The following is a 25,535-nucleotide window of genomic DNA, read 5'->3' as shown; positions in this document are numbered from 1 at the left end:
AGTCACTGCCGGGGCGCCGCGATCTGGTCCAGCAGTTGCTGGAGCACTTGTTCTACCTCGAGCCCGTCGATGTCCAGTTCCGGCGCAATGCGCACCCGGTGACGCAGCACAGCCAGCGCGCACCCCTTGATATCGTCAGGGGTGACGAATTCACCGCCACGCAACAAAGCGCGTGCCCGGGCCCCGCGAACCAGGGCGATGGAGGCCCGAGGGCCGGCGCCGATGGCCAGCCCAGGCCACGTGCGGGTGGCTCGCGCCAGGCGCACGGCGTAGTCGAGGACTTGCTCATCCAGCGCCAGTTCGCTCGCAACCTGCTGCAGGTGCAACACGTCCTGGGCCTGCAGCACTGTACGTAGCGGGTGCACATCGAGCATGTCTGCCCGGGACGAGCGAGTCACTTCGCGCACCATCTCCAGTTCTTGCCGAGCATCGGGGTAGTCCATGCGCACCTTGAGCATGAAACGGTCGAGTTCGGCTTCGGGCAGGGGGTAAGTACCTTCCTGTTCGATAGGGTTCTGGGTCGCCAGCACCATGAAGGGCTGACCGATAGGCAGCGCCTCGCCTTCGAGAGTGACTTGGCGCTCCTGCATGGCTTCAAGCAAGGCGGCTTGAGTCTTGGCCGGAGCGCGGTTGATTTCATCGGCCAGCAGCAAGTGAGTGAACAGCGGCCCCTTGCGCAGCTTGAACTGCTCGGTGTGCAGGTCATACACGGCGTGGCCGGTGACATCGCTGGGCATCAGGTCCGGTGTGAACTGGATACGCGCGAAATCACCACCAAAGCAACGTGCCAGGGCACGCACCAGCAACGTCTTGCCCAGGCCGGGTACGCCTTCGAGCAGGACATGCCCGCCAGCGATCAGCGCGGTCAGTACGTCGTCGATCACCTGATCCTGGCCAATCACCGCCTTGCGCAGTTCAACGCGCAGGGCCTGTGCCTGCTGGCTGGCGTGTTGAAGGCTTTCGGCGGTAGGGGCAGTGGCTGCAGGGAGTTCGCTCATAGGGCATTCCTGAGGGTTTGCAGGCATGCCACCTGACGGCTGAAATCGGCGCTGGTGAGCCGTTTTGCCGGGAGTGGGCCTAGGGCCTGACTGATGATGTGGGAGGGTTGGCGCGTCAGGCGTTCAAGTACCTGCCACTGTTGAGCGGTGTCGAGGTGTTCAAAGCCAGGGTGACGTCGGCGGGCAGCGCGCTGAATGTCACGCTGCAGGGCGTGCAAGAGCGTGCCCTGGCCGGTGCGGCGCAGCAGGAAATCGGCGCTGGCCTTCAAATGCTCCTGCAACTGCCGACGTGCCCTGGGCGCAGGCGCCTGGATCGGGCCCTGGCGCAGGCCGGTCTGCCAGAGTGCCAGGGCAATCAGCGCCAGGAGTGCCACCAAGGCTTGGGGGAAATAGCGCATCAATAGGGTCAACAGGCTGTCTACGTCGCTGTTGAACAACAAGGTCACGCCAGTACCTTGGTTGAGGTACCACAGCAGCCAGGCGTTATCGTGTTGGCCGATGCCCGGGGTTTTCCACAGCTCGTTGTCGGTTACCACGGTTACGGTGCCGTGCCCGAGGTTGCGTTGCATGAGATGGCTGGATTTGGCGCTGTTGGCTGAAAACTGTGCCAGGTGTTTGGGATCGGTGAGGTTGAAGTCGGTATCGAAACTGAAGTACGCCGGGGCGGTTTCATTGTCGACGTAGAGTTTGGTCAGGCCCGGCGTTTTCTTTTTGCGCGCCGAGGCTGGTTCATCGAAGGTTTCGCTCAATGTCTGGTGGATGTTCAACCGATCAAGCAGCAGGTCGCCGCTTTTACCTGTCTCTTCATCCCACAGCGCTTCGGCGACCACCAGCAAATGGCCACCGGACTTCGCCCACTCCAGCAGTTGATCCACCTGGCGTGGGGTCATGTTGGCGCGATCACCCAACAGCAGAAGGCTGTGGCCTTTTGGCGGGAGGTGAGCGAGGCGTTCAAGGCTATTGGCATGCTCGACGCTCAGGCCTTGCTGGCGCAGAAAGTACTCTGCCGCCAAATAGGGATTCTCCCGCGCTTGGGGCGATGGGCCGCGATCAACCACTTCGTCATAAGGGATCGCTTTGTGCCAGGCATAAAATGCACCGGCCCCCAGCAGGCACGCCAGCAGTACACCTGCCCACAGTAACAGGCGGTTCATTGCGCGGCGTCCGACTTGAATAACGCGCGCCAGTCGCTGCAGAGCTTTTGCTGGGCGGCGAGCGGGGGCAGCCGGTGGCCGTAGGCCAGGTTCTGCCAGTGGCGTGTCAGCTCATCACTAAACACCAGCAGCTGCGGTTGTTGTAATTGGTGAACACGCTCCAGGACCTGGCCTTCGGTGTCGGCGGTTTTCAGTGGCATGTTGTAGTCATGCAACAGGTGGCTGAGCAGGCCTCGGTACAGAAGGCTGAGGGCTTGCCGTGGTTGTGTGGGCCATAAGTGTTCGGCAGTGCTGGCGATGTCGTCGGGCAAAGTGTCTATGCCCAGTTCCAGGCCGAATAACTGCGTTGGAGCGGGCTTGGTAACCCTGGGTTGACTGATTGCACGCCGACTGACAAAAGCCTGCAACCCGTCGCGGTAGTGCCAACCGAGCAACGCGAGGCCTCCAATCAACAGGCTCCACAGGAGTATTTCCAATCCCTGGCCTAGGTGTTTGAAGGTGTTGCTGTTGAGGTGATCGAGCAGTGCCTGTAGCCATCCGGGTAATTTGCCATCACCGTGCGCGGTGCCTTTGGCCGCAGGCTGGTCTTCGCCGAAGCGATAGCGGGTGACGGTTTCCGGGTTTTTAAACGGGGGGAGGGCCAGCAGGGTCTTGATGGATTGACTCGCAGCCGGGGTGCTCAGTTGCTTTGGGCTACCGGACTCATCCGCCATGACCTGTGGGCTGGCCTGCAGCATCAGTCCGACCGCCAACAGCAGTAGCGTCGCCACGCTGCCCAGGCGCTGGCGTAAACGCCGGAATACCAGTTCCAGGTCCCAGGCCTCCAGCACGGTACGGCGGTTGAGGTATAGGCTGAAACCGCAGGCGACGTAGATAGGCTCCCAGAACACCAATATCAGCGCATAGAACGCGTTGCCCAGATGCTCCAGCCACAGCCCTTGCGAACGGGTGGCGAGCACTAGTCGTTGCCAGTCCCAATCCCGTTCAAGTTGTTCAGGAATGAAGAGGTAGAACAGCGCCATGCAACCAAACCACAGGCCGATTTCCAGGTGCATGCCAATGATTGTCAGCCAGCGCGCAGCCCCTGCGTTGCGTTGTAACAGCACGCCAAGGCGGTGTTGACGCGCCTGGCCACCCAGGCCTTCGAGTTGGCTCACTGGCAGCACGAAACTGCGGCTCAGGCTCAGACGCCGCCAGGTCAGGCTGACCAGCAGCTGGCTTTTCAGCAGTCGTGGCCAATGGCGCACAGCTTGTTTGACGCTGGGTGTTTCACCAAACAGTGCCTTGGACAGGATGTACAACGGCAGCCGATCGAACGCCGGTTTGAGCCACCAGAACAGAAAAACAGCGGCAGAGGGAGACTCCCATAACAACACGGTGAGCAAGGCGAATACCGGCAAGCTCACCAGCGCCCAACTGCTCATCAACAGCCAGCGATGCTCCCTGGCCATCAACACGCCAAGGTCCATGGCCTCCCAGGCAGTGCGGGGGCGAATTACCACGCTGGCGTCACTCAGGCGCATGGTGAGCCCGCCCTGCAAGAATCAGGTAAGCGGCCACCAGCAGCCAAAGCGCGGCGCCCACCAGGTATTTGATCCAAGGTGTGATAGCGGTGGTGGAAGACCAATACGCCTCTATCAACGCAGCGATCAGCAGGAACACCATCACACCGCAGAGCATCTGCACGCTTTTGCGCGCCGCCAACCGCAGGGATTCGCTGCGAGCGAGCGGTCCCGGAGCGATCAGCGACCACCCCAGTTGCAAACCCGCAGCGCCGGCCAGGGCGATGGCGGTCAGCTCGAATGCACCGTGGCCGATGACAAACGACCAGAAGGTCTGGCCATAGCCAATTTCGGTGAGATGGCCGCAGATTGCGCCGATGATCAAGCCGTTGAAGATCAGAAAAAACACGCTGCCAAGACCAAACAGTAGCCCGGCTGCAAAGGTCTGGAAGGCGATGCCGATGTTGTGCATCACGTAGTAGCCGAACATCATCCAGTTTTCGCTGGAGGCTCGCTCGGCGGCGCGCCCAAGGCGGCTGGCAGCGGGGTCGTACATGCTTTGCATCTCGGCGACCTGCTGGGCGCTGACGATGCTGTAGATCAGGTCGGGAAACAGGTAAACCAGCAGGGCTATTCCCAGCAGGCTGCCGAAAAACAACAGGCCGGCGATTAACACGAAGCGCCATTGCTCTCGTACCAGGCGCGGGAAGTCGGCCAGGACGAAACTCAGAACCTTTGCTCCCAATTGACTGCGATGGCGATAGAGCTGCTGGTGGCCGCGCAGGGCCAATTGCTGCAGCGGATCTACCAGATAACTGCTGTAGCCACGCTCCTGTGCCAGCGCGAGGTGCTGGCACAGGCGTCGATAGTTATGGGGGAAGTCCGTCACGTCGCTGGCTTTAGCCTTGCCTTGCTCCAACTGTGTCAGTTGCGCCGCAAAGGCCTGCCACTGGGACTGGTGACGGCTTTCGAACAGGCTCTGCTTCATGTCGGCCCCAACAAGCCACGGGCCACACCATTGAGTTGCTCTACGGCGCGTGCAGGGGACACTTGCAGAGGGGTCGCGAGGATGGACGCCAGTTCATGCACCCGTTCGGTAGAGAGTTCGCCCTGGCGTTCGGCGAAGCCGAGAATGGCGCGCTGTTCGCTCAGGTCAAGGGCGAAGGGCAGGCGCAACGCAGCCGCTTGGGGTATCCGGGGGCGGGCCAGTGATTGTTCGCGGTAGATCACCAGGGTGCCGGCGGCGAGGTCGCCGAGCCGTTTGAAATGAGGGTGTTGCAGGCAACTGATGGCGCCGAGGAAGTAGCCGAAGGGCAGCATGTCGACAAAGCGCAGCAGGTTGCGGATCAGCGAGGCGGACCAGCCGACAGGCGTGCCATCGTCCTGTACGACCCGCAGGCCCATGACCTGCTTGCCTGGAGAGCAGCCTTGATTGAGCACTTCGAACAAGACCATGTACCACCAGCTGACCAGAAACAGCAGCAATGAACCCAGGCCAATACCAATATTGCCCAACAGGGCCAGCGGCACGAGCAGGATGCCCATGACCAAGCCACGCAAGCCCAGGTCGAAAGCAAAGGCCAGTACCCGCGGCGGCAGGCCTGCCGGGCGCAAGGGCAGATCTATGCCTTCAGGGGTCTCGATCTGGTAGCGGGTATCCAAAGGGTTTTTCGGCATTGCGATCCCTGGCAGTGCGAAGCGGCTAAGAGACACGGATGCTAGCAGTGTCGCCGGTGGAAGCAACCATTCAAGGTTTTGCTGGATATTTGTACAGCCAAGGTATCGCTGGCCCCGGACGGCCAACAGCGCCTAGACTTTGCCGGTCTTCAGCACAGGAATAGCCCGTGACCTCCATTTTCTGGTACGACTATGAAACCACCGGCATCAATCCGCGCAGCGATCGCCCGCTTCAGGTTGCCGGTATTCGTACCGACCTCGAACTCAACGAGATCGGCCCGCCGGTCAACCTTTATTGCCAGCTCAGCGACGATATCCTGCCTCATCCGGCCGCCTGCGCGATCACCGGCATCACCCCTGACGTTCTGGCGGACAAAGGCCTGGCCGAAGCCGACTTCATGACCCGAGTGCATGCCGAACTGGCCGCACCGGGTACTTGCGGTGCCGGTTACAACACGTTGCGTTTTGACGATGAAATGACGCGCTACAGTTTGTATCGCAATTTTTTCGACCCTTACGCCCGTGAATGGCAGGGCGGCAACAGTCGCTGGGATTTGATCGATGTGGTGCGCACGGCCTACGCACTTCGCCCGGAAGGGATCGTCTGGCCAGAGCAGGATGGGCGCGTCACCCTCAAGCTTGAGCGTTTGACCGCCGCCAACGGAATCGATCATGGCCAGGCCCACGACGCCTTGTCGGACGTGCGAGCCACGATCGCCCTGGCGCGTCTGGTCCGCGAGAAACAGCCCAAGTTGTATGAGTGGCTGTTTCAACTGCGCAGCAAGCAGCGGGTGATGGATCAGGTACGCCTGTTGCAACCGATGGTCCATATATCCGGGCGCTTTTCCGCCGAGCGTCACTACTTGGGCGTGGTGCTGCCGCTGGCCTGGCACCCGCGCAATCGCAATGCATTGATCGTCTGTGACCTTGGGCTGGACCCGCAGGGGTTGCTGGATCTGGACGCCGATACCTTGCGCCAGCGCCTCTACACGCGCCGTGGCGACCTGGCGGAAGGCGAACTGCCAGTGCCGCTCAAGTTAGTGCATATCAACCGCTGCCCGGTCGTTGCCCCATTGAACGTGCTGCGGGCGCAGGACCGCGAGCGACTTCAATTGGATATGGACACGTGCCAGGCACGTGCACTGCGACTAACTGACGCACACGAAGTTTGGCGCGATAAGTTGGCGGCTATTTATGCCGAGGAAGATTTTGCGCCGAGTGCGGATCCCGAGCAGCAGCTCTATGACGGTTTTATTGGTGATCGCGATCGTCGTTTATGCGAACAAGTCCGGGCAGCCGAGCCTTTACATCTGGCGCATCAGCAGTGGCCATTTGATGATCATCGTTTGCCGGAATTATTATTCCGCTACCGCGCGCGTAACTTTCCTGACACCTTGAACAACGAGGAGCAACAGCGCTGGAAACTTTTCTGTCAGCAACGGTTGTCGAGTTCGGAGTGGGGCGCGCCGACTACCCTGTTGGCATTTAAACAGGCGCGCGAGGAGTTGGCTGTTAGTGCTACATCGTTTCAGTGTCAGGTGCTGGATCAATGGCAGGAGTATGCCGACTCTTTAGCCGCCCGGCTGAACCTGTAGTCAGGCATTGGAGAATATTCGGACAATAAAAAACGCCAGCAAGCTGGCGTTTTTTATTGTGTCGCTTATCAGGCGAGAGCCCGACCAGGCTTAGCCCAGCAGGGTAGCCCAGCCTTCAACCACGTCGCCGCCCCACTTGGCTTTCCACTCTTTCAGCGTCTTGTGGTTGCCACCTTTGGTTTCAATCACTTCACCATTGTGTGGGTTCTTGTATTGCTTGACCTTGCGAGCGCGCTTGGTGCCGGTAGTTTTCACAGCGCCGCGGGGTGCTTTAACTTTCGACTCTGGATCCAGCAGCGCGATGATGTCACGCAGGGATTTGGAGTATTCACCCATCAGGGTGCGCAGTTTGCCTTCGAATTCCAGCTCGGTTTGCAGCTTGTCGTCTTGGGACAGGTTCTTCAAACGGGCTTGCAGCTCTTTGATAGCTTCTTCGGTGGCACGGTATTCGTTGATCAGAGACATGTGGACTACCTTATGTAGAGCGCGGATTGGCAGGAGAGTGGCCTAATAATAGTCAGGCACTAACCCCAAGTAAACATTTAAGGATGCATTTATGTGAATTACTTTGAATGTTTGTAGCGCTGCTACGCAATCGAGTTAATTAGTAGGTGGTAGACGTAAAGATAATCTCGTTTATTTTCCGACAATTGCCCGTGCATCACGTTGGACACGCATATAGCGTTGGTAAAACCTTACGCTATTAAGGGCTGTAGCCTGAGGGTGGGGGCAGAATAAGCCGTAAGGAATACTGCAGTTTTTCTGCGCAATCGCTAGAATGGCCGCCTTTGCGAAGTTCTGGAGTTTCCCCCTAATGCGCACTTTTCGGCTGGTGATTGCTTGCCCGGACCGGGTTGGCATCGTTGCCAAAGTCAGTAACTTTCTGGCCTCCCACAACGGCTGGATCACCGAGGCGAGCCATCACTCGGACGATCTCAGCGGTTGGTTTTTCATGCGTCACGAAATTCGTGCCGACACGCTGCCCTTTGGTCTTGAAGCTTTTCGTGAGGCGTTTGCGCCGATCGCTGAAGAGTTTTCGATGACCTGGCACATCACCGACACCGAGCAGAAAAAACGTGTCGTGCTGATGGCCAGCCGCGAGTCCCATTGCCTGGCCGACCTGCTGCACCGCTGGCACAGTGATGAGCTGGACTGCGAGATCGCTTGCGTAATCTCCAACCATGACGACCTGCGCAGCATGGTCGAATGGCATGGCATCCCGTACTACCACGTGCCGGTCAACCCGCAGGACAAGGAGCCGGCCTTTGCCGAAGTCTCCCGCCTGGTCAAGCAGCACGAAGCGGATGTGGTGGTGCTGGCGCGCTACATGCAGATTCTGCCGCCGGAACTGTGCCGTGAATACGCTGGCAAGGTGATCAACATTCACCACAGCTTCCTGCCGTCGTTTGTGGGTGCCAAGCCGTACCACCAGGCCTCCCTGCGTGGCGTGAAGCTGATTGGCGCAACGTGCCATTACGTCACCGAAGAACTGGACGCCGGCCCGATCATCGAGCAGGACGTGGTACGCGTCAGCCACAGCGACAGCATTGAAGACATGGTGCGTTTCGGCCGTGACGTCGAGAAGATGGTGCTGGCCCGTGGCCTGCGTTATCACTTGGAAGATCGCGTGCTCGTGCACGGCAACAAGACCGTAGTGTTCTGATACAGGTCTTGAAGAAGCACAGGCCTGGGCGTTAAATCGTCCCAGGCCTTTTTTTTTGCTGCTATTGGGGATTGATCAATGAGCGATCCACTCGACAAAGCCACCTCCCAAGCCCCGGCGATGCTGGGGGAGGGGTGTTTAAGTCGATATGACCCGGATGACCTGGATGCTGAGGACGGCACCGAGTTTCCGGGTGCCGCTGAGTTGTGGGAGCGCGAACAGGCCAAATCCGAGCCTCCGGAAAAATAACGGCCCGCCGCTCTAAAAAAACGGCGGGCACTGGGCTCAGATTCGGAAACTGCCCACCAACTGTTTCAAGCGTGCGGCCTGTTGTTCCAGGTCGGTGCAGGCGCGCAGGGTGGATTGCAGGTTTTCCACGCCTTCCTGGTTGAGGGTATTGATCTCGGTAATGTCCATGTTGATCGACTCCACCACCGAGGTTTGCTCCTCGGTAGCGGTGGCCACTGACTGGTTCATGCCGTCGATCTCACCAATGCGCTGGGTCACGCTGTTCAAGCGCTCGCCGGCCAGGTTGGCGATTTCCACGCTGTCCTGGCTGTGGCGCTGGCTTTCACTCATGGTGCTGACCGAGTCGCGCGCGCCGACTTGCAGTTCCTCAATCATCTTCTGCACTTGCTGCGCCGACTCCTGAGTGCGATGGGCCAGGTTGCGCACCTCATCGGCCACGACCGCAAACCCGCGCCCGGCTTCCCCGGCACGCGCCGCTTCGATGGCGGCGTTCAGTGCCAGCAGGTTGGTTTGCTGGGAGATGCTGGTGATCACCTCCAGAATTTGCCCGATGTTCACAGTCTTGCTGTTCAGCGCTTCTATATTGCTGCTCGAAGCACTGATCATCGCTGACAGTTGGGTCATTGCCTTGATATTGCGATCCACCACCTGTTGGCCGTCTTCGGCCAAGTGCCGCGCATCGCTGGCCTGGCTGGAGGCTTGTGCGGCGTTGCGCGCGATTTCCTGGGCGGCGGCGCCCAGTTCGTTGATGGCGGCGGCGACGCTGTTGGTGCGGTTGGCCTGCTCGTCGGAGTTGAGCATCGAGGAATTGGAGGCACTGACCACGCGCAAAGCGACTTCGTTGACCTGTTCGGTGGCCGAAGACACTTCGCGGATCGAGGTATGAATCCGCTCCACGAAGCGGTTGAAGGCAATGCCCAGCGTGCCGAACTCATCGTTGTTCTGGATGGTCAGGCGGCGAGTCAAGTCGCCCTCGCCATCGGCGATGTCCTGCATTGCGCGGGTCATTACGTGCAGCGGTTGCAACAGCACGCGGATGAGCATGCCCAGCAGCGCAATGATGATCACCACCGCGATGATCGTGGCGATGATCGCCGAATTGCGGAACTCGCTGAGCATGGCGAACGACTTGTCTTTATCCACCGAAATGCCCAGGTACCAGTTCACCGAGGGCAGGCCCTTGATCGGTGTAAAGGTCACGATGTTGTCTTTACCGTTGGCTTGAACTTCACTGAAGTCAGTACTGATCTTCGGCGTGTGATTGGGGTACATGTCGGCCAGGGTCTTCATCACCAGGTTTTTGTCCGGGTGCACGAGCACTTTGCCATCGGCACTGACCAGGAACGCATAACCCATGCCGCCGAAGTTCAGCGCGCCAATGTTATCCACCAGCGTTTGCAGACTCAGGTCGCCGCCAACCACGCCGATGCTCTGGCCAGTTGTGGTGGTGCTGGGGGTGGCGACCGAAATGATCAGTTTCCCGGTGGCGGCATCAATGTACGGTTCAGTCAGGGTTGAGCCATTGCTGGACTGGGCGCCCTTGTACCAGGGGCGCACCCTTGGGTCGAAGCCATCGGGCATCTTGGTGTCGGGGCGGATGGTGAAGGCGCCTTTGCTGTCGCCCACGTAGGTGGCCATGAACGAGGACGTCAGGGCTTTCTGTTCCAGCAGGCCGGCGACCACGGCGGGCTCGGGGTTGATGGCGATGTTCTGTGCTGCGTTTTCCACCAGCGCTATGCGTCCGGTGAGCCAGGTTTGAATATTGCTGGCGGTGACGTCGCCCATTTCATGCAGGTAATTATTGAGGTCGTCGCGAATCGCGTTGCGTTGCAGGTAGTCGTTGTAGAGGGTAAACAATGCGAAGGCGGCGATGACGATAAGGGCGGCTGCAAGCAGGATTTTGTGGCTGAAGCGCAGGTTTTTATTCATGGCTTGAAGGGTCCGCTAAGGTCTTGGTATCCGAAGCGCGTCCTCATGGGATGCGCAAAATGGCAGCGTCAAAAAAGGTGTGGTACTTCTGGTGATAGCTCTGTGAGTCCCTGTAGGAGCCATCCGACCTGTTTTTAGACTTTGTGGGTCTTACAATTATCTGTATCGACCTTGCGGCACTAAAGATTAACCAAAGGTGACGAAATGCCTGACTCCTCGCAACTCCTTATTGGCGCCGGCCCCGACGGCCAGCCCATCGCCCAGGCCATGCGCCTGGCCAACCGTCACGGCCTGATTGCCGGCGCCACGGGCACCGGCAAGACCGTGACCTTGCAGCGCCTGGCGGAAGCGTTCAGTGATGCGGGTGTGGCCGTGTTCGCCGCTGATATCAAAGGCGATCTGTGTGGTCTGGGGGCTGCCGCGAACCCTCAAGGTAAAGTGGCTGAGCGCATCGCGGGCATGCCCTTCCTTAATTACACGGCGAAGGCTTATCCGGTAACGCTGTGGGATATCCACGGGCAGTCGGGTCATCCGCTTCGCACGACCATCAGCGAAATGGGACCTTTATTGCTCGGCAGCCTGTTGGAACTCACCGACAGCCAGCAGTCGGCACTCTATGCGACCTTCAAAGTGGCGGACCGCGAAGGCCTGCTGCTGCTCGACCTCAAAGACCTCAAGGCGTTGCTCAACCATCTGCGCTATCACCCGCAGCTGCTGGGTGACGATGCCGCGCTGATGACCACCGGCTCCAGCCAGGCGCTGTTGCGGCGCCTGGCGGTGCTTGAACAACAGGGCGCTGAAGCCTTGTTTGGTGAGCCGGCCCTGCAGCTTGAAGATATTTTGCAGCCGGCCAGCGACGGCCGCGGGCGAATCCATCTGCTCGACGCCAGCCGGCTGGTGCACGAGGCGCCCAAGGTGTATGCGACTTTCCTGCTGTGGCTGCTGGCCGAACTGTTCGAGCAATTGCCGGAGCGCGGGGATGCCGACAAACCGTTGCTCGCGCTGTTTTTCGATGAGGCGCATTTATTGTTTGCCGACACGCCCAAGGCTCTGCAGGATCGACTGGAGCAAGTGGTGCGCCTGATCCGCTCCAAGGGTGTCGGCGTGTACTTTGTCACGCAATCCCCCGCTGATTTGCCTGACACGGTCTTGGCGCAACTTGGTCTGCGTATTCAGCACGGCTTGCGGGCGTTCACCACGAAAGAGCAGAAATCCCTGCGCGCGGTAGCGGATGGCTTTCGGGCCAACCCGGCATTCGACACCTTGTCGGTGCTCACAGAGCTGGGCACCGGTGAGGCACTGGTGGGCACCTTGCAGGAAAAGGGCACGCCGGAAGTAGTCCAACGCGTGCTGGTAGCGCCGCCGCAATCGCGCATCGGGCCGCTCAGCGAAACCGAACGCGCCGCGCTGATTGCCAGCTCGCCGTTGCTGGGGCGCTATGACAAGCCGATTGATCGAGAGTCGGCCTATGAAGTGTTGATGGCGCGCAAGGAGCTCGGGCCGACTGAGGCAGCCACGCCTGCTGCCGAAGAACCGAGCTTTACCGACAAGGCCGGGGCGTTTTTGGGCACTGCGGCCGGCAAGGCACTCAAGTCAGCCATGCAACAGGCCGCCAATCAGATGGGCCGGCAGTTGGTGCGGGGTTTGTTGGGCTCGTTGCTGGGCGGCAGCAAGCGTAAGTAGCTATTCAGATTTGGGCTTGGCGTGCGCGGCCAATCGCTCCAGTGCTGCGCGCAAGCCCGGATCGCTGATCCCGTCGGCCGTTGCCTGAATGGTTTCGGCCGCATTTATCGACAGGTTGATGGTGTGCCCCACCGCGCCTTGCTGCACGGTCGGCGGCTGCACCTTGAACTGGATACGGGTCAAACTGGCAAATTCATCAAAGGCCATCAATTGTCGCTGCAGGCGTTTTTGCTGATAGCGCAAACGGGTCGCCCAATGACCGTCGGTGACAATTAACAGCAAATTTCCTTCGCGCCAGGACGCCACATGGCAATGTTCACGTGCGGCAGGTTGTAGCTGGCTTTCGACCAGGCGTTGCAAATGGCCCAAGCGTTGCGCATGGCCGAAGATGGCTTTCAACGGCTTGGCTTCGCGGAGCAACACGCTGGGCGCGCGGGCTGTAAGAGGGCGAAATGCCATGTTTAGACACCTTAAGTAACAGAGCCGCCATCTTAGCAGAAAGCGCCTGTGTGCCCCCCAGCCAATGCGTCACGCAGCGCTTTGCTCGTAAAATCAATAGGTAACTTCTGCGCTTGATGGGTTGAAGTTCCAGCAAAAGCCCTTATTTTAAACAGGCCCTCTCACAGCGCCATGCCAGCATCGGGGAATAACGCCACTTTCCTCACCCACGATTCCGGGTAGAATGCGCGTTCGCATGCGGCCGTGAGGGCTGCTCGGGCCACTCACGGTGCGCCCTCCATCCCTATGTGTGGAAGAACCTGCCGATATGTTTGCGCCTTTGTTAAAGAAACTTTTTGGAAGCAAGAATGAGCGCGAAGTTAAACGCATGCTCAAGACGGTGCAGCTGGTCAATGCCTTCGAAGAGCAGATGGTTGCCCTTTCGGACGAGCAATTGCGCGCCAAGACCCAAGAGTTCAAGGCCCGCATAGCCAAAGGTGAAACCCTCGACAAGCTGCTTCCCGAAGCCTTTGCGGTCGCCCGTGAAGCCGGTAAGCGTGTCATGGGCATGCGCCACTTCGACGTGCAGTTGATCGGCGGCATGACCTTGCATGAAGGCATGATTGCCGAAATGCGCACCGGTGAAGGCAAGACCCTGGTGGCAACCCTGGGTGTTTACCTCAACGCACTGTCCGGCAAGGGCGTGCACGTTGTGACAGTGAACGACTACCTGGCTCGCCGGGACGCCAACTGGATGCGCCCGCTGTATGAATTCCTCGGCCTGACCGTCGGCGTGGTAACGCCGTTCCAGCCGCCGGAAGAGAAGCGCGCCGCGTACGCGGCCGACATCACCTACGGCACCAACAACGAATTCGGTTTCGACTACCTGCGCGACAACATGGCGTTCAGCATGGAAGAAAAATTCCAGCGCGAACTCAATTTTGCCGTGATCGACGAAGTCGACTCCATCCTCATCGACGAAGCCCGTACCCCGCTGATCATCTCCGGCCAGGCCGAAGACAGCTCGCGCCTGTACACCGAGATCAACAAGTTGATCCCGCGTCTGGAGCAGCACATCGAAGAAGTGGAAGGCGTGGTGACCAAAGAAGGTCACTTCTCCATTGACGAGAAGACCCGTCAGGTCGAACTCAACGAAGCCGGTCACCAGTTCGTCGAAGAGATGCTGACCCAGATCGGCGAGCTGGCCGAAGGCGAAAGCCTGTACTCGGCCCACAACCTGGGCCTGTTGACCCACGTGTATGCCGGCCTGCGCGCCCACAAGCTGTTCCATCGCAACGTCGAATACATTGTCCAGGACGGCCAGGTCGTGCTGGTTGACGAACACACCGGCCGTACCATGCCGGGTCGTCGTCTGTCCGAAGGCCTGCACCAGGCCATCGAAGCCAAGGAAGGGCTTAACATCCAGGCTGAAAGCCAGACGTTGGCCTCCACGACCTTCCAGAACTACTTCCGTCTGTACAACAAACTGTCCGGCATGACCGGTACGGCCGACACCGAAGCGTTCGAGTTCCACCAGATCTACAACCTGGCCGTGATGGTGATTCCACCGAACAAGCCGCTGGCGCGTAAAGACTACAACGACCTGGTGTTCCTGACGGCCGAAGAGAAATACGCGGCAATCATCAACGACATCAAGGACGGCATGGCCCAGGGACGTCCGATCCTGGTGGGTACTGCCACCATCGAGACTTCCGAGCACGTGTCCAACCTGCTCAACAAGGAAGGCATCGAGCACAAGGTTCTCAACGCCAAGTTCCACGAAAAAGAAGCCGAGATCATCGCCCAGGCCGGTCGCCCAGGCGCACTGACCATTGCCACCAACATGGCCGGTCGTGGTACCGACATCCTGTTGGGCGGTAACTGGGAAGTGGAAGTCGCGGCGCTCGAAAACCCGAGCCCTGAGCAGATCGCTCAGATCAAGGCCGACTGGCAAAAACGCCACCAGGCCGTGCTGGAATCCGGCGGCCTGCAGGTGATCGCCTCCGAGCGTCACGAATCGCGCCGTATCGACAACCAGCTGCGTGGTCGTGCCGGTCGTCAGGGTGACGCCGGTTCCAGCCGTTTCTACCTGTCGCTGGAAGACAGCCTGATGCGCATCTTCGCCTCCGATCGGGTGAAGAACTTCATGAAGGCTCTGGGCATGCAGTCCGGTGAAGCGATCGAGCACCGCATGGTGACCAACGCCATCGAGAAGGCCCAGCGCAAGGTAGAAGGCCGTAACTTCGACATTCGTAAGCAACTGCTCGAGTTCGATGACGTCAACAACGAACAGCGTAAAGTGATTTATCACATGCGTAACACGTTGCTGGCCGCCGACAACATTGGCGAGACCATTGCCGATTTCCGTCAGGACGTGCTCAACGCCACCGTCAGCGCGCATATCCCGCCGCAGTCGCTGCCTGAGCAGTGGGATGTTGCTGGTCTGGAAGCCGCGTTGAAGAGCGATTTCGGTGTCGACTTGCCGGTTCAGCAGTGGCTGGACGAAGACGATCACCTGTACGAAGAAACCCTGCGCGAAAAGCTGATGACCGAGCTGCTGGCCGCGTACAACGAGAAAGAAGAGCAGGCGAGTGCGGAAGCGCTGCGCACCTTCGAGAAACAAATCGTACTGCGTGTGCTGGACGACCTGTGGAAAGACCACCTGTCGACCATGGACCACTTGCGTCACGGTATCCACTTGCGTGGTTACGCCCAGAAGAACCCGAAGCAAGAGTACAAGCGCGAGTCGTTCACGCTGTTCTCCGAGCTGCTGGATTCGATCAAGCGCGATTCGATTCGCGTGCTGTCCCACGTTCAGGTGCGTCGCGAAGACCCGATCGAGGAAGAAGCTCGCCTGCGCCAGGAAGCCGAAGCATTGGCTGCGCGCATGCAATTCCAGCACGACGAAGCACCGGGCCTGGAAGCGCCTGAGGTGTTGGGCGAAGAGGTCGATGTGGCTTTGGCGCAAACCCCGGTTCGCAATGATCAGAAGCTGGGCCGCAACGAACTGTGCTGGTGTGGTTCGGGCAAGAAGTTCAAACACTGCCACGGCGAAATCAACTAAGATTTTTGCCTGACGCTGCAACACCCCGCGCCGCGACCGGCATCAGCCGTCGCGGCGTTTTGCCATTAATTCCCACCGTCGATAGCGACGGCACAGACATCACCTATTTTTAAGGAGCGCATTCATGGCTGTTGGTCTTGGTCCTTTGCCCACATTGCACCCGGTTGCCGGTTTTGAACTCGGTATCGCTTCGGCCGGCATCAAGCGCCCCGGGCGCAAGGATGTGGTGGTGATGCGCTGTGCCGAAGGTTCGACTGTCGCCGGTGTATTCACCCTCAATGCGTTCTGCGCCGCGCCGGTAATCCTGGCCAAACAACGCGTGGCCGGTTCGATTCGCTACCTGCTGACCAACACCGGTAACGCCAACGCCGGCACCGGCGAGCCTGGCCTGGTGGCCGCTGCCCGCACCTGCGCCAAGCTGGCCCAGTTGGCTGGCGTAGACGCCAGCCAAGTGCTGCCTTACTCCACCGGTGTAATCGGTGAGCCACTGCCGGTGGAAAAAATCGAAGGCGCCCTGCAAGCCGCGCTGGATGACTTGTCTGTGGATAACTGGGCTGCCGCTGCCACGGGCATCATGACCACCGACACACTGCCAAAAGGCGCGAGCCGTCAGTTCGTGCACGACGGCGTGACCATCACCGTGACCGGCATCAGCAAAGGCGCAGGCATGATCCGCCCGAACATGGCCACCATGCTCGGCTACATCGCCACCGACGCCAAAGTCTCCCGCGACGTGCTGCAACGCTTGATGCTGGACGGCGCCAACAAATCGTTCAACCGCATCACCATCGATGGCGATACCTCGACCAACGACTGCTGCATGTTGATTGCGACCGGCCAGGCCAACCTGCCGGAAATCACCTCCACCGAAGGCCCGCTGTTCGCCGCCTTGAAGCAGGCGGTGTTCGAGGTGTGCATGGACGTGGCCCAGGCCATCGTGCGTGACGGCGAAGGCGCGACCAAGTTCGTAACCGTGGAAGTCAACGGCGGCGCCAACCACCAGGAATGCCTGGACGTTGGCTACACCGTGGCCCACTCGCCGCTGATCAAGACTGCCTTGTTTGCCTCTGACCCGAACTGGGGCCGCATCCTCGCCGCCGTTGGCCGTGCCGGCGTGCCTGACCTGGACGTGAGCAAGATCGACGTGTTCCTTGGCGAGGTGTGCATTGCCAGCCGTGGCGCCCGCGCCGAAACCTACACCGAAGCCCAGGGCTCGGCAGTGATGCAGCAGGAAGAAATCACCATCCGCATCGAACTGGGTCGCGGTGAGTGCAGCGAAACGATCTGGACCACTGACCTGTCCCACGAGTACGTGAAGATCAATGCGGAATACCGCACCTGACAGCCAAGAGGATAAGCGCGGTGAAACGAGTGCATGTAGCAGCAGCGGTGATCCGCGGTGTCGATGGCAGGATCCTGCTGGCGCGCCGCGCCGATACCCAGCATCAGGGCGGCCTCTGGGAATTTCCCGGTGGCAAGGTGGAGGCCGATGAATCGGTTGCTGCCGCCTTGTCCCGCGAATTGCAGGAAGAACTGGGCATCCAGGTCACCACGGCACGCCCGCTGATCAAGGTGCAGCATGACTACCCGGACAAGCAGGTGTTGCTGGATGTCTGGGAAGTCTCGGCCTTTACCGGCGAGCCTCACGGTGCCGAAGGGCAGCCGTTGGAATGGGTGGCTCCGCGAGACTTGATCAACTATGCGTTCCCGGCGGCGAATGCGCCGATCGTGGCGGCGGCGCGGCTGCCGGCTGAGTACCTGATTACCCCGGGCGAGCTGGAAACCCCGACCTTGCTGCGCGGTATTCAAAAGGCGATTGCCGGGGGCATCAAGCTGGTTCAGCTGCGTGCGCCCAATGGTTACGACCCTAAATACCGTGACCTGGCGGTGGACGCCGTTGGCTTGTGTGCCGGCAAGGCGCAATTGATGCTCAAGGGCCCGTTTGAGTGGCTGGGGGATTTCCCGGCGGCCGGCTGGCACATGACGTCGGCGCAGTTGCGTAAATACGCGAGCAAGGGACGCCCACTGCCCAAGGATCGCTGGTTGGCGGCCTCCTGCCACAACGCTGAAGAACTGGCGCTGGCGGAAATGATGGACGTGGATTTTGTCACGCTGTCACCGGTGCAGCCGACCCAGACGCACCCGGATGCTCAGCCATTGGGGTGGGAGCAGGCGGCCGAGTTGATCCGTGGGTTCAGCAAGCCGGTGTTTTTGCTCGGCGGCGTAGGGCCGGCTGAGCGGGAGCAGGCGTGGGCCGCTGGGGCTCAGGGTGTGGCAGGTATTCGGGCGTTTTGGCCGCAGGTTTGATGTTGTTCTGACGGGCCTCTTCGCGAGCAAGCCCGCTCCCACAGTCGACTGGGTTTCAACGTTGGAATGCAGTCAACTGTGGGAGCGGGCTTGCGCGCGAAGGGGCCAGATCAGTCACCCCAAAAACTCAGTGTGGCTTAGCCGCCGCCTGCCACAACACCTCAGCCACACCCTGGCGCTTGGCAATCACCCGTGCCGCCACAAACAACAAGTCCGACAACCGATTGATGTACGCCAACCCCACGCCTTCCAACGGTTCAACCGCATTCAACTGCTGACACCGCCGCTCCGCACTGCGCGCCAGGCTGCGGCACACGTGGGCTTGGGCGATCAGCGCGGAACCACCGGGCAAGATGAAGTTTTCCAGCGGCCCGACTTCCTCATTCCAGCGGTCAATCGCCGCTTCCAGCCGATCAACTTCGGCCGCATTCAATGCCTTGTACACCGGCATCGCCAGCTCACCGCCCAAGTCGAACAACCGATGCTGGCAAGGGGTAAGCACCTCAATCACGTCGTTCAGTTGCGGATGCTTGCCGCTCTGCTCTTCAAGGCTGGCCAGCAGTAAACCCAACTGGCTGTTGAGCGTGTCCACCTCGCCGATGGCTTCCACGCGCGGGTGGTCCTTGGGCACGCGACGGCCGTCGCCCAGGCCGGTCTCGCCTGTGTCGCCGGTACGGGTGTAGATCTTCGACAGGCGAAAGCCCATGGTTATTGCTCCAGTTGAGTCAGGTCAAAGGGTGGCATTTGGCTGCCGGCCAGCGGCAGGCGCAGGGTGAAGCAGGTGCCTTGGCCGAGGGTGGAGTGCACTTCCATCTGGCCTTTGTGGTTATTGGTGACGATGAAATACGACACCGACAGCCCCAGCCCGGTGCCTTGGCCGATTTCCTTGGTGGTGAAGAACGGCTCGAACGTGCGTTTGCGCACGTTTTCGCTCATGCCGATGCCATTGTCTTCCACCTGGATCTCCGCCCAGGGCGGGTTGAGGCGGGTACGTAAAATAATGCGCCCGGGCTCGCGGTCGTCTTCACGCAGGTGAATGGCCTGGGCGGCGTTTTTCAACAGGTTGAGCAGTACCTGTTCCAGTTCGTTGGCGGTGCCGGGCACCGGGCCGAGCTGCGGGTCGAACTGGCGGATGATTGCCTGGCCCTTGAAGTCGAAGCCGATCGTCAGGTCGAAGTCATTGCCGGCAATTTCCACCGCCTGGTCGATCAGTGCTGGCAAATCGCAAGGCGCCATTTGGCGATTGCTGCGGCGGCTGAAACTGAGCATATGCGTGACGATCTTCGCCGCGCGTGCGCCGGCTTGCTGGATGCCATCGAGCAATTGCGGGACTTCGCGGCCCTGCAGGTAGCGGTTGACCACCTCCAGTTCGATGCCCGCCTGTTCCGCGTGTTCCAGGTTTTTCGGCAGGTCGGGGGACAGGCGGCGGCGGATGTTCTGCACGTTGTGCAGGATCGCCCCGAGCGGGTTGTTGATTTCGTGGGCCATGCCTGCGGCCAGGCCGCCGACGGAGAGCATTTTCTCCGACTGCACCATCATTTCTTCCAGGGACAAGCGCTGGGTGATGTCGTCGATACGGATCACCACCCCGCGCCCGGCGCCGCCCATCAAGGGGTAAAAGGTCAGGGCGTAATGCTTGGCCTCGTCATCCTTTATCCAGGTGACGCGCTCAATGCGTTCAACCGTGTGTTGCTCAACCGTGGCCTTGATTTGCGGCAGGTAGGGCTTGAGCGGCTGGAACGCGAGGAAGATCGGCTGGTTCAGCGCTTCGTCCAGGCGCGTGCCGGAAAGCGCAGTGGCTTCCTGATTCCACTGGGTGACGTAGAGTTGTTCGTCCAGGGCGATCAGCGCAGAAGGCATCGAGTCGATAATGCTGTTCAGGTAGTTCTGGAAGCCCGTGAGTTTTTTCTCGATCTTGCTGCGAACCTGCACCTCGAGTTCCAGCTTGCGGTTGGTATGACGCGTCTCTTCGGCCAGGCCCTGGGCTTGGGCGTAGGCGGCCTGGGAGTCGTCCCGCGCTCGCTTGAGCTGATGTTCGCGGGCTTCGATGCGCGACAGCATGGTGTTGAACGCTTCGGCCAGGCTGCCGATTTCATCATGGTTGCCGCGCCCGGCACGCAGCGCGTAGTTTTCTTCGCGGGTCACCTGGCGCGAGAGCTCCTCGAGTTCGTGAATCGGGCGGGTGATCAAGCGTTTGATCTGCCGGGCGATGACCAGCCAGAGCAGCACACTGAAAATCAGGATGCCCAGGCTGGCTGTCAGCGTGCCGGTATAGAACGCCACGGGTAGCTCGCTGCTAGCCACCAACAGTAAATGCCCCGGAGGCTGGCCGGCGCGGGGCAGGGTGATGACCTGGTTGCTGCGAAATTCGGTGACGCGCCAGGCCTCGATATGCCGGTAGTTGTCCGGCAGGTGCAGGCGGTTGCCATGTTGCATTTGGGCCAGGCGGGTGCCTTCGCCGTCATATAACGCGGCGGCGCGTAATGGCGAGTAACTGGTCAACTCGCTGAGCAGGGCGTCGGCCTTGGCCGGGGATTCGAGGGCTTCGGCGGCGAGGGCGGGGTTGGACACCAGGCGACCGATGGCCTGCAACGCCTGCGGGGCCATGCTTTCCTGGGAGATCCAGTAGGCGGCGCTGATAAACGTCAGGTTGGCCACCAACAACACGGTGGTCAACAACACCAGCAGGGCGGCCAGCAGTTTCTGCCCTACCGGTAGATTTTCAAGACGCTGGCGCAGTGGCATCAGGGTTTTCCCAGGTGATAGACAGGTAGGCAGGGTAGCGCGTGCCTCAGTCGGTGGCCAATCCGCGTGCGCGTAAGTGGTCGATCAGCCGCGCTTGCAGCTGTTGCAGATGCGGCAGCACCAACTGATGGCGGGCCGCCGCCTGGCAAGCGTAGCCCAGCAGGTAGCTGATTTCGGTGCGCCGGGCGTTGGCCACGTCCTGATACATGGAGGAGTAGTTGGCTGCGGTCGCCTGGATCACCCGTTTTACTTCACTGTGCAAATCCTCGGCCGCCGCCGGTTGGCCGCAACATTCGAGCAGCTCGGTCAACTCGGCGCACAAGGTCGCGACTTCACATTGATGCGCTTGCAGGTCGCCGTTGCGGCATTGGTACAGCACGGTCAGTGGGTTGATGGCGCAATTGAGGGCCAGCTTGCGCCACAGGCGGGTGAGAATATCGGTGCTCCATTCGTGGGGAATGCCGGCGGCGTGCAGGTCGTCCAGCCACAGCGGTGGCGTCGGGTGGCCCGCGTCCCCCAGCCAGGTGTAGCCATGACCGGCGAAGACCACGCGCCAATCGCCGTCGCGGAATGCGCCTTCAGTGCTGGAGGCGAAGATGCAGCGAGCCTGCGGCAGCTGCGCGGCCACGGCGTCCTGGCTGCCCAGGCCGTTTTGCAACAGGATCAGTTCGGCGTCCGGTACCAGCCGGTGTTGCAGCTGTGCGATGGCGGTTTCGGCGTCGTAGGCTTTGCACGCCACCAGCAGACGATGAATGGGTTCTTGGCTGTGGGGTGTTTCGCCGATCACTGAGTAGGTCTGCTCTACGCCATGCTCTACCAGCGTCAGGCCTTTTGCCTGCCGGTAGCTGGAAAGGCGCGCCTCATCCCGCAGGATCAGCCGCACAGGCACGCCCGCGCGCGACAGGCGTGTGGCCCACAGTGTGCCCAGGCTGCCGGCGCCGAGAATGTGCCAGGTAGTCGACATGAGTTTGTGCTCCGTAGGGTCGCTCACAGTGAACAGGGCGAAAGAACCGCTATAATGCCTCGGCATTTTAGCTTGGGCGCGCTCCATCTCTACTGAGCCCGCCCCTTATATTGGAGAAATGACATGCCTTCGTTCGACGTGGTATCCGAACTGGACAAACACGAAGTCACCAACGCCGTCGAGAACGCCGTCAAGGAACTGGACCGTCGCTATGACTTGAAAGGCAAGGGCAGCTTCGAGTTCAAGGAAAAGGAACTGACCGTCAACCTGACCGCTGAAGCCGATTTCCAGCTGGAAGCGATGATCGAGATTCTCAAGCTGGCCCTGGTCAAGCGCAAGATCGACGTGCAGTGCCTTGAAGTCAAGGACGCCTACGCCTCCGGCAAGCTGATGAAGCAGGAAGCCGTGCTCAAGGAAGGCATCGACAAAGAGCTGGCAAAGAAGATCGTCGCCCACATCAAGGATGCCAAGCTGAAAGTCCAGGCCGCCATCCAGGGTGAACAGGTTCGCGTGACCGGCAAGAAGCGTGACGATCTGCAAGAGGCAATCGCTGCCCTGCGCGCCAAGACCTTCGACATGCCGCTGCAGTTCAATAACTTCCGCGACTGATGGCACTTCGCGGAACCTGTGGGTGTTTTTGACGTCCCACGCCCCAGAGTCTGTGCCTACACTTGAGCCCCACGGGGCTCATTTGCGTTTTATGGCAGTCAATCAAGCCGCACATCCGCGTAACAGGAGAAGATAGATGGATTTGAACGCTGAAGTGGATCACCTGATCAAGACCTCGCAGTCCTGGATCCCGATGATTATGGAATACGGCAGCCGGGTGTTGCTGGCAGTGATAACCCTGGCCATCGGCTGGTGGCTGATTAACGTATTTACCCACCGCGTGGGGCGCTTGCTGGCCATCCGCAATGCGGACCTGGCGCTGCAGCACTTCATCACCAGCCTTGCCAACATCGCATTGAAAGTTATGCTGATTGTCAGCGTGGCCTCGATGATCGGCGTGGCAACCACCTCGTTCGTCGCCGCCATCGGTGCGGCTACCCTGGCCATCGGCCTGGCGTTGCAAGGCAGCCTGGCCAACTTCGCCGGTGGCGTGCTGATTCTGCTGTTCCGCCCATTCCGCATCGGTGACTGGATCGAGGCCCAGGGCACTTCCGGCACTGTCGACAGCATCCAGATCTTCCACACCGTGCTGCGTACCGGCGACAACAAAACCGTGATTGTGCCTAACGGCATCCTGTCCAACGGCATCATCACCAACACCAACCGCCAGCCTACCCGCAAGGTAGTGTTTGACGTGGGTGTCGACTACGAAGCCGACTTGCAGAAAGCCCGTGAAGTGCTGCTGGAATTGGCGAAAGACCCGCGCGTGCTGACAGACCCTGCAGCGGTGGCGGTAGTGTCGACGTTGGGCGACAGTTCGATCACCGTGTCTTTGCGTTGCTGGACCAAGACGTCCGATTACTGGGACGTGGTGTTCATGCTTAATGAACTGGCGCGTGATCGTTTGAAAGGCGCGGGCATTGATATTCCGTTTCCACAGCGCGTTATTCGCGTGATGCAGGAACCGGCTGCGAAATAACTAAGCGCAACGTATCGAACTTGGCCGAATGGTCAGGTTCATTGCGCGCAGTTAATCTCGTTAGTTAGCTTGCTAGTTATTTTTCCAAAGAAATAAAACTGCAATAAAAAAGCCGCTCCCTTGCAAACAGGGGAGCGGCTTTTTATTTAAGGCCGAGGCCTTAAGCCATCGTTGTAATCAAACTGGCAATTACAAGATGTTCAGCGGGTATTGCGCGATCAGACGCAGTTCGTCGATAGACGCCGAACCGTAGTACACGCCATCAGACGAACGATAGGTCGCTTGACGCACGCGCAGGCTCAGGTCTTTTGCTGGACCGCTCTGAATCACGTACTTGGCTTCGATGTCACGTTCCCACTCTTTGCCGTTGGAGGTCTCTGCGGTGTTAGCGCCGGTACCTTTAACGTAGCGAGTCATGAAGCTCAGGCCTGGCACGCCGAAGGTGGCCATGTTCAGGTCGTAACGAGCCTGGAACGATTTCTCGTCTTCTGCGTTGAAGTCGGAACGGGCGATGGAGTTGGCCAGGAAAATCGTGCCGCCGCCGTCTACGCCGTAGCCGTAGTCACCGTCACCGCTGACTTTCTGGTAGGCCAGGGTGAACGTGTGAGCCTGGATGGTGTACGCGCCTTGCAAGCTGTAGGCACGGTTGTCCAGTTTGGTGGTGCCGTCTTTTTCTGCGCGTTGCAGGCCGGCGCCGTCGCTCTTGGTGCTGTAGATGTTGAAGTCAACGGCCAGGGACTGTTCGTTGCTCAGCGCGTGAGTCCAGTTCAGGTTGGCGTAGGTTTTCTTCCAGTAGTCTTCAGTCTTCGCGTAGTAAAGGCTGGCGCTGACTTCTGGAGTCAGGGCGTACACACCACCGATGAAGTCGGTTTTGGTCAGGCCCAGGCTGTCACGGTAAGTCTGTGCTTGTGCCACGCTGGAGGTGAAGTGACCACCTTCGAGTTTCAGGCCCTTGATCTCGTTGCTGGTGATCGAGATACCTTGCGGCAGCTCTGGCAGCAAGCGGCTGTCATCGGAGGCGAAGACTGGCGCGGTGGTGTACTGGTCGCCGACTTTGAGCACGGTGTCGGAGATGCGGAACTTAACAGCGCCGCCGCCTTTGGAGTAGTCGTCTTGCGAGCGGCCGTCTGCACCGGTAGGGAACAGGCCAGTGCCCGAACGACCCTTGCCGCTGTCGAGTTTCACGCCCAGCAGGCCGATCACATCAACACCGACGCCGATGGTGCCTTGGGTGTAGCCCGACTGGAACAGGCCGTTGAAGCCCAGGCCGGTTTCGTCTACACGGCTTTTGCCGGTGTCGTTGTTACGGAAGTCGCGGCTGAAGTTCAGCAAACGAGTGTTGATGCTGAAAGTACTGTCTTCAACAAAGCCCTTGGAGTCGTCCTGGGCGGACGCCATTGCGAACTGCGAGGTGCCTGCTGAAACAGCCAGGGCGATCATGCTCCACTTCATCACGCGCATCGTGATTTGCTCCTTTGGTTTTAGGAAGAGTACTGCCGTCCCACCTGTATTTTTATCTGGGCGGCTCTTTCTTTTTTGTGTCGGCGCAAAGTTATATCACGCGGACCCTATTGACGATACTTACCCATCTATCCTTTCAGCTTCTTTACGAGGCTGTCGTAAATTGCTATTTCCATGTCGCAAATTCACAGCCCGACTGTAACCAGGCTGACAACTTAAGTGCTGTTTTCAGACCGCTTTCGAAGTTTGAAATCTTCCGTGATACGCACTCAATCGCTTGTGTTTTTATCGCGAAACACCTGCTTCCAAACGGGTGCCGTTGCCGACGATAGTGGGGTGAATGCAACAAGCGTGCACAAAGCGGTAACCAAATGTCATTTTTTCGTGAAAAACGTTACGGGAGTGTAAAAACCGCATAAGCACGGGCTTTTTACGCCGTTTGGTTTGGGCTTGACGCCCAGGCGTTACACCTCTGAAGGGCTGCATAAATCCTGTGCCAGGTAAAAACGTTACCGGTT

General features: G+C 59.7%; 21 protein-coding genes and 1 pseudogene. 9 read left to right on the top strand and 13 right to left on the bottom strand.

Going from position 1 to position 25,535, the window contains the following annotated elements:
* Positions 1–2: 2 nt before the first annotated feature.
* Genes FPT15_RS24655 through FPT15_RS24635 form a run of 5 tightly spaced genes read right to left on the bottom strand, consistent with a single transcriptional unit; the run spans position 3 to position 5,331 of the window.
* Entirely contained in the window at positions 3–998 is a 996-nt protein-coding gene (locus tag FPT15_RS24655; protein WP_145165390.1) for a MoxR family ATPase, read from the bottom strand.
* Positions 995–2,152, bottom strand: coding sequence for a DUF4350 domain-containing protein (locus FPT15_RS24650; protein ID WP_145165388.1), 1,158 nt, complete (start codon positions 2,150–2,152; stop codon positions 995–997). The genes FPT15_RS24655 and FPT15_RS24650 overlap by 4 nt, the downstream gene beginning before the upstream one ends.
* Positions 2,149–3,675: a DUF4129 domain-containing protein gene (locus tag FPT15_RS24645; RefSeq protein ID WP_145165386.1), complete on the bottom strand. Its 1,527-nt coding sequence runs from the start codon at positions 3,673–3,675 to the stop codon at positions 2,149–2,151. The genes FPT15_RS24650 and FPT15_RS24645 overlap by 4 nt, the downstream gene beginning before the upstream one ends.
* Positions 3,662–4,642 carry a stage II sporulation protein M gene (locus FPT15_RS24640; protein ID WP_145165384.1) on the bottom strand — a complete coding sequence of 327 codons (981 nt, stop codon included), beginning with the start codon at positions 4,640–4,642 and terminating at the stop codon, positions 3,662–3,664. The genes FPT15_RS24645 and FPT15_RS24640 overlap by 14 nt, the downstream gene beginning before the upstream one ends.
* Entirely contained in the window at positions 4,639–5,331 is a 693-nt protein-coding gene (locus FPT15_RS24635; protein ID WP_145165382.1) for an RDD family protein, read from the bottom strand. The genes FPT15_RS24640 and FPT15_RS24635 overlap by 4 nt, the downstream gene beginning before the upstream one ends.
* 167 nt (positions 5,332–5,498) lie before the next feature.
* Between FPT15_RS24635 and sbcB the strand changes: the two genes are divergently transcribed.
* Entirely contained in the window at positions 5,499–6,926 is a 1,428-nt protein-coding gene (gene sbcB, locus FPT15_RS24630; protein WP_145165380.1) for an exodeoxyribonuclease I, read from the top strand.
* 90 nt (positions 6,927–7,016) lie between these two features.
* Here the strand turns inward: sbcB and mvaT are convergent, their stop codons facing one another.
* On the bottom strand, positions 7,017–7,391 hold the full coding sequence (gene mvaT, locus FPT15_RS24625; protein WP_005790963.1) for a histone-like nucleoid-structuring protein MvaT: 375 nt from the start codon (positions 7,389–7,391) through the stop codon (positions 7,017–7,019).
* A gap of 349 nt (positions 7,392–7,740) precedes the next feature.
* On the opposite strand from mvaT, the gene purU reads away from it, so the two are divergent.
* Together purU and FPT15_RS29860 are read left to right on the top strand one after the other, a co-directional pair.
* Positions 7,741–8,589, top strand: coding sequence for a formyltetrahydrofolate deformylase (gene purU, locus FPT15_RS24615; RefSeq protein ID WP_005790961.1), 849 nt, complete (start codon positions 7,741–7,743; stop codon positions 8,587–8,589).
* Between the two features lie 78 nt (positions 8,590–8,667).
* A complete protein-coding gene (locus tag FPT15_RS29860; protein ID WP_178119744.1) occupies positions 8,668–8,838 on the top strand; it encodes a hypothetical protein in 171 nt (56 codons plus the stop codon).
* 36 nt (positions 8,839–8,874) lie between these two features.
* On the opposite strand, the gene FPT15_RS30470 is transcribed toward FPT15_RS29860, so the two are convergent.
* Together FPT15_RS30470 and FPT15_RS30465 are read right to left on the bottom strand one after the other, a co-directional pair.
* The gene (locus tag FPT15_RS30470; RefSeq protein ID WP_372241494.1) at positions 8,875–9,639 is read right to left on the bottom strand and encodes a methyl-accepting chemotaxis protein; all 765 of its coding nucleotides are present in this window, start codon (positions 9,637–9,639) and stop codon (positions 8,875–8,877) included.
* 93 nt (positions 9,640–9,732) lie between these two features.
* Positions 9,733–10,767: pseudogene (locus tag FPT15_RS30465) on the bottom strand (cache domain-containing protein); the annotation flags it as partial.
* 204 nt (positions 10,768–10,971) lie between these two features.
* Here FPT15_RS30465 and FPT15_RS24605 point away from each other — a divergent pair.
* Positions 10,972–12,450 (top strand): helicase HerA-like domain-containing protein, encoded by a 1,479-nt coding sequence (locus FPT15_RS24605; RefSeq protein ID WP_145165375.1) that lies wholly within the window; start codon positions 10,972–10,974, stop codon positions 12,448–12,450.
* On the opposite strand, the gene FPT15_RS24600 is transcribed toward FPT15_RS24605, so the two are convergent.
* Positions 12,451–12,909 carry a DUF721 domain-containing protein gene (locus tag FPT15_RS24600; protein ID WP_145165373.1) on the bottom strand — a complete coding sequence of 153 codons (459 nt, stop codon included), beginning with the start codon at positions 12,907–12,909 and terminating at the stop codon, positions 12,451–12,453.
* 307 nt (positions 12,910–13,216) lie between these two features.
* Here FPT15_RS24600 and secA point away from each other — a divergent pair, with 307 nt between their 5' ends.
* The 3 genes from secA (at position 13,217) to FPT15_RS24585 (ending at position 18,259) form a co-directional block, all read left to right on the top strand.
* Complete coding sequence (gene secA / locus FPT15_RS24595; protein ID WP_106578375.1) at positions 13,217–15,952, top strand: preprotein translocase subunit SecA; 2,736 nt, start codon at positions 13,217–13,219, stop codon at positions 15,950–15,952.
* A 124-nt stretch (positions 15,953–16,076) separates the two neighbouring features.
* Positions 16,077–17,294: a bifunctional glutamate N-acetyltransferase/amino-acid acetyltransferase ArgJ gene (gene argJ / locus FPT15_RS24590; RefSeq protein ID WP_145165371.1), complete on the top strand. Its 1,218-nt coding sequence runs from the start codon at positions 16,077–16,079 to the stop codon at positions 17,292–17,294.
* Between the two features lie 20 nt (positions 17,295–17,314).
* Positions 17,315–18,259 carry a Nudix family hydrolase gene (locus tag FPT15_RS24585; protein WP_145165369.1) on the top strand — a complete coding sequence of 315 codons (945 nt, stop codon included), beginning with the start codon at positions 17,315–17,317 and terminating at the stop codon, positions 18,257–18,259.
* 127 nt (positions 18,260–18,386) lie between these two features.
* Here the strand turns inward: FPT15_RS24585 and FPT15_RS24580 are convergent, their stop codons facing one another.
* From FPT15_RS24580 to FPT15_RS24570, 3 genes are read right to left on the bottom strand one after another with little or no spacing between them, the layout of a single operon-like run.
* Positions 18,387–18,965, bottom strand: a complete 579-nt coding sequence (locus tag FPT15_RS24580; protein ID WP_145165367.1) for a cob(I)yrinic acid a,c-diamide adenosyltransferase — start codon at positions 18,963–18,965, stop codon at positions 18,387–18,389.
* A gap of 2 nt (positions 18,966–18,967) precedes the next feature.
* Complete coding sequence (locus tag FPT15_RS24575) at positions 18,968–21,004, bottom strand: PAS domain-containing sensor histidine kinase (protein WP_145165365.1); 2,037 nt, start codon at positions 21,002–21,004, stop codon at positions 18,968–18,970.
* Between the two features lie 46 nt (positions 21,005–21,050).
* Positions 21,051–21,968 carry a putative 2-dehydropantoate 2-reductase gene (locus FPT15_RS24570; RefSeq protein WP_145165363.1) on the bottom strand — a complete coding sequence of 306 codons (918 nt, stop codon included), beginning with the start codon at positions 21,966–21,968 and terminating at the stop codon, positions 21,051–21,053.
* A 123-nt stretch (positions 21,969–22,091) separates the two neighbouring features.
* Between FPT15_RS24570 and FPT15_RS24565 the strand changes: the two genes are divergently transcribed.
* Together FPT15_RS24565 and FPT15_RS24560 are read left to right on the top strand one after the other, a co-directional pair.
* Positions 22,092–22,577, top strand: coding sequence for a YajQ family cyclic di-GMP-binding protein (locus FPT15_RS24565; RefSeq protein WP_003193880.1), 486 nt, complete (start codon positions 22,092–22,094; stop codon positions 22,575–22,577).
* A gap of 136 nt (positions 22,578–22,713) precedes the next feature.
* Positions 22,714–23,556, top strand: a complete 843-nt coding sequence (locus tag FPT15_RS24560; protein ID WP_145165361.1) for a mechanosensitive ion channel family protein — start codon at positions 22,714–22,716, stop codon at positions 23,554–23,556.
* 189 nt (positions 23,557–23,745) lie between these two features.
* On the opposite strand, the gene FPT15_RS24555 is transcribed toward FPT15_RS24560, so the two are convergent.
* Positions 23,746–25,017, bottom strand: a complete 1,272-nt coding sequence (locus FPT15_RS24555) for an OprD family porin (RefSeq protein WP_145165359.1) — start codon at positions 25,015–25,017, stop codon at positions 23,746–23,748.
* Positions 25,018–25,535 lie beyond the last annotated feature (518 nt).

Origin of the sequence: Pseudomonas sp. RGB (assembly GCF_007713445.1) — a bacterium.
Classification (GTDB): Bacteria; Pseudomonadota; Gammaproteobacteria; order Pseudomonadales; family Pseudomonadaceae; genus Aquipseudomonas.
The sequence above is the reverse complement of the archived record's forward strand: the minus strand, read 5'-3'. Positions and strand labels throughout refer to the sequence as shown.